This window comes from Oscillibacter sp. CU971, from assembly GCF_905219725.1.
In the GTDB taxonomy this organism is placed as follows: Bacteria; Bacillota; Clostridia; order Oscillospirales; family Oscillospiraceae; genus Oscillibacter.
Genome location: NZ_CAJMXG010000249.1, coordinates 1 through 3,892, shown reverse-complemented (window position 1 = coordinate 3,892; position 3,892 = coordinate 1). Strand labels below are relative to the sequence as shown.

5 protein-coding genes are annotated in these 3,892 nt (G+C 52.6%); all 5 read right to left on the bottom strand.

Features of this window, described 5'->3' with window-relative positions; all coding sequences use genetic code 11:
- Positions 1–186 precede the first annotated feature (186 nt).
- Entirely contained in the window at positions 187–909 is a 723-nt protein-coding gene (locus JX325_RS13450) for a GntR family transcriptional regulator (RefSeq protein WP_204791612.1), read from the bottom strand.
- A gap of 70 nt (positions 910–979) precedes the next feature.
- Positions 980–1,303 (bottom strand): hypothetical protein, encoded by a 324-nt coding sequence (locus JX325_RS13445; protein ID WP_204791611.1) that lies wholly within the window; start codon positions 1,301–1,303, stop codon positions 980–982.
- 31 nt (positions 1,304–1,334) lie between these two features.
- Positions 1,335–2,897 carry a hypothetical protein gene (locus JX325_RS13440; RefSeq protein WP_204791610.1) on the bottom strand — a complete coding sequence of 521 codons (1,563 nt, stop codon included), beginning with the start codon at positions 2,895–2,897 and terminating at the stop codon, positions 1,335–1,337.
- Positions 2,815–3,207, bottom strand: coding sequence for a hypothetical protein (locus JX325_RS13435; protein ID WP_204791609.1), 393 nt, complete (start codon positions 3,205–3,207; stop codon positions 2,815–2,817). Before JX325_RS13435 ends, JX325_RS13440 begins: the two co-directional genes overlap by 83 nt.
- A gap of 14 nt (positions 3,208–3,221) precedes the next feature.
- Positions 3,222–3,892: metallophosphoesterase (locus tag JX325_RS13430; RefSeq protein WP_204791608.1), on the bottom strand; the 671-nt coding region annotated here is incomplete at its 5' end.

The window sequence follows — 3,892 nt, the reverse complement described above, 5'->3', positions numbered from 1 at the left end:
CGGTAGCATTACAAACGTTACATACGTTTCTTGTGAGGTCATAATAATCCGAAACCAATGAAATTGTCAAGGGATTTTCCGCAAATTTTTGCGTTTTGTAGGGTTGGATAATTTCAGGTATATTTCTTTGTATAAAACAGAAAGAGGCGTCCCTGTTGAAAGGGACGCCTCAAAGGCTTCAAGCGTTTAAANTTCCATCATAAATCTGCCGCCGNTGTAATATTGCCGTCCAATGCAGAGGGGGCGGCCATCCCGGTTCACGAAGTAACAATTCAAATGGAGCAGGGCCTCGCCCACGGGAACGCTCAGGAGGGACGATTGTTCCGCCGTGGCCCGGACGGCCTCAATGGTACGGCGCTCCGTGGTCGCCACCCGGCAGCCGCTGACGGAGGCAATCAGGTCGAAGGCGGATTTGTTCTCCCAGTCGGCCTGCATCAAAGACTTGAACTCGTCGTAAAGCATGAACAGGTTTTCCAGGAAAACCGGCTGCCCGTCGGCGGTCCGGACCCGCTGAATATAGAGAAGGAGTACGTCGTCTCCGCAGCTCCAGAAGGCTTTTTCGTCCTCCCGGACCGGGACAATCTTCCGCTCCAGCACCCGCGCACCGGCGGTCATGCCGTACTCTTCGCAGATCTTGGTGAAGCTCACCGCCTGGTTGCTGACGGAAAATTTCCGGTGAATGCGGGGCGTGCTGACGAAGGTGCCCCTTCCCTGCTGCTTAATGAGATACCCCTCGCTGCAAAGCTCCTCCACCGCCCGCCGGACGGTGACCCGGCTGACGGAGTACTCCGCGCTGAGCTCCGGCTCCGTGGGAATCTGCTCTTTCGGCTTGTATTTTCCGTGTTCGATGGCGGATTTGATATCGTCTTTGATCTGCTGGTACAGGGGGACAAAGGTGTTTTCGGACATAATGAGCTCCTCTTTCAGAACGGCATAGGTTGCGCAATGTCGTTATAGACATTATATAATTTTGTGATGTTTAATCATATCCAATTTCTTCCCGCAGGTCAAGCCCTAAAAAGGAGTTTCTGTAAAATTTTGAGAGTCCAGGATGCCCGAAGAAAAAGGAGGCTGGTCTGTTACGCAGAACCGAGAACCTCTGCGACAGAGGATTCATCTCACAAGGGCCGCCGCTCCCGTGCCTGTTGTATCTAAAGCCAAGGAACCGGGCCACCAGATCGCACACCTCCCAAGGATGTCCTGGAACATGAAGTATTTTCCGGTGTTCTATGTAGTGATCGATAAACTGCATAAGCTCTTTCACCGTAAAAGGTTGCAGAAAGGGTTTTCGAATGTCCGTCATGAGCTTCCTCCTTTCCTGTCGCGCTTGGCTTTCACATATGCATGGAACCGAACTGCATCGGGCTGGGCTCCTCCTGCTGTTCCTCATCTATGTCATCGCCAGACTGCGGCGTTTCAATCCGAGCCAAAACTGTATTTTCTTCCATGGTTTGATTTCCTGCTGCGTCGTCTGTGTCGGGGCTTAATTTAACGATGGACCAATTATCATCAAGAGACACCTTCACCTTGGAGACCGCAGCATCCGTGGATTTGATCCTGCATAACCCCAGCTTACAGGCTCTATGAACACAAGAGGATTCGCTCCTGTTCAGGAGCCGCTGAGAGACCGCTTGTCCTTCTCTGGGATAATATTCTTTTATAATCGCGTCTTCCTCGTCGGTCCAAAAGTGCCCTTCAACAAGCAAGCCCAGCGCGGAGGCTTTTGCCTGACATGTCATAGCTGTCCGGCCAGGCAGAAGTTCAGCAACCGCTTTTCCTAATTTGGGATAATTTTCCCTGAGAATCTCTATTTCTGCGTCGGTCCATTTTAACTTCTGGGCGGATACTCCAAGTTTCAATGCCATATTTTCACAAGCATTCACGGAACGGTGGGGCAGTAGCTTGTGGACTCCGGCCGCTCCTACCTTTGGGCAGAACTCTTTTAAAATGGCAAGCTCATCATCTGTCCACTTTTTCCCCCTTCTAGGCGTTTTGCAGCTGGCGGTGAGATTGAGCTTTCTCGCCCTGCTGATACAAGCGCTCTCTGTCCTTCCCGGCAGCAAGGCCATTACCTTTATGCCCAAGGATGGATAGTGCTTTTTTAAAATTTCAAGCTCATTTTCCGACCATTTCTGATTTTCAACAGGAGGCTGTACACCTAAAAAGACGGCTCTTTGATAACAAGCGCTCTTTGTCCGCCGGCCCTCGAAAAGGCTGGCGACCGATGGGCCCATTTGAGGAAAATGTACTCTTATAATTTCATCTTCTTCCGGCGTCCATTTTCTTGATTGTGAGGTGCCTTCCGTTCTCCCTGCCATGGTCCGAATAGCGGCGCTACTTCTGCCCGGAAGCAAAATACCAATGTCTAAGCCCATTTCTGAATAATAGTTTTTTAGGATTTCCAGCTCCTTTTCAGACCAAGGACCTGCTGATTGGTCGTGTATTTTCATCTTCTTGGCCATTGTTCCACAGGCGGTGTCTGTTCGGCCCGGCAGAAGGGCCATAACTTTGGGGCCTATGATTGAATAATATCTCGAAAGAATGTCCAGTTCGTAAAGGCTCCAGCTAACATGATGCGGGGTCTGGGTAAACTTGACGTTCGTATGTAATCCAAGTCCATCCGCTTTCAGCTTGCAGTCATACGCTGTGCGCATCAGGAGCAGCTCGGATGTCTTTTTAGCGCCAAGCGGCGGGTAATTCTTGGTCAGGATAGCGGTTTCATCCTCAGACCATTGCCTGCTGTATCCAAAGCCAAGGAATCGGGCCACCAGATCGCACACTTCCCAAGGGTGCCCCGGAACATGGAGCATTTCTTTATGTTCTATGTAGTAATCGATAAACTGCATCAGCTCCTTCACTGTGAAGGACTTCAAAAATGGCTTTCGGATGTCCGTCATGAGCTTCCCCCTTCGCGGAGTAAACGCCGGCGATGTTCCAGGTACCGTGTTCTGTCCATCCTGCTGTCTCCCGAATCTGACGCGCCATGGACCTGGAGTTGATCTTGATGCGGTTGGATTTGAAGACCTCCGGGCGGAAGAAGGCGGTGGATTGAGGGCTCAATGCCGAGGCGGCCTGAACCGCAAGCTGGCAGGTTTCCGCATTGAGCAGGACCCGGACGAAGGCTGCCCGATGGAGCACATCGGCGGTTCTGACATTGAAACTCAGGCCGTTGCGCCCCACGGTCACGACAGGATACTCTTTGTTCATGGCTGTCAGCTCCTTCATACTATTCGCACGATCCGTTCCCATAGGAGCAGATGACTTTCGTCAATTTCCCAGTCCCCGTGACAGTGGCCGAACAGCCAGCGGCGATATCTGGCCTTCTGTCGAACCTCTTCGAGGAAGTCCGTCAGCGTGTCCTGCGGACGGCCCAGTTCTTCCGCGATACCGCCGGGCGGACTGTGGGTGATGATGTAGTCTACCTCCCAGCGGTGAGCGTCCAAGGTCCGCCTGGCCTCGGCATATTCCTCTTTCGAGGGAAGCTCCTCTGGCCACCAGGATTGGCCCACGATCCGATACTGTTCGCGGCCCTCCCCGAGCAAACGGAAGAGCCTTTCGTAATAATCAGGCGCGGCCGGGTCCAGAATGCCGTCGTCGACGTCATGGGATGAGGCCCCTCCCATGGTGAAGAAGGTATGTCCTTCCAGCGTGAAGAATTGGCCGCGCATGAGGTGGATGACGTGAGGGCGGAGGAACTGAACCTTTCCGCCGTTCCATTCCTCAACGGGGTACTTGGAAAGGGCGGTGAAGTTTTCGTGATTTCCATCCACGAAGGCAACTGTAAACGGCAGGTCCTCGAGAATCGCTAACTGAATCTCGTCCCTCCGGCCTCCGTGCCACAGGGCTCCAAAATCGCCGCAGACGATCATGGTATCCTCTTTCGTCATGACCT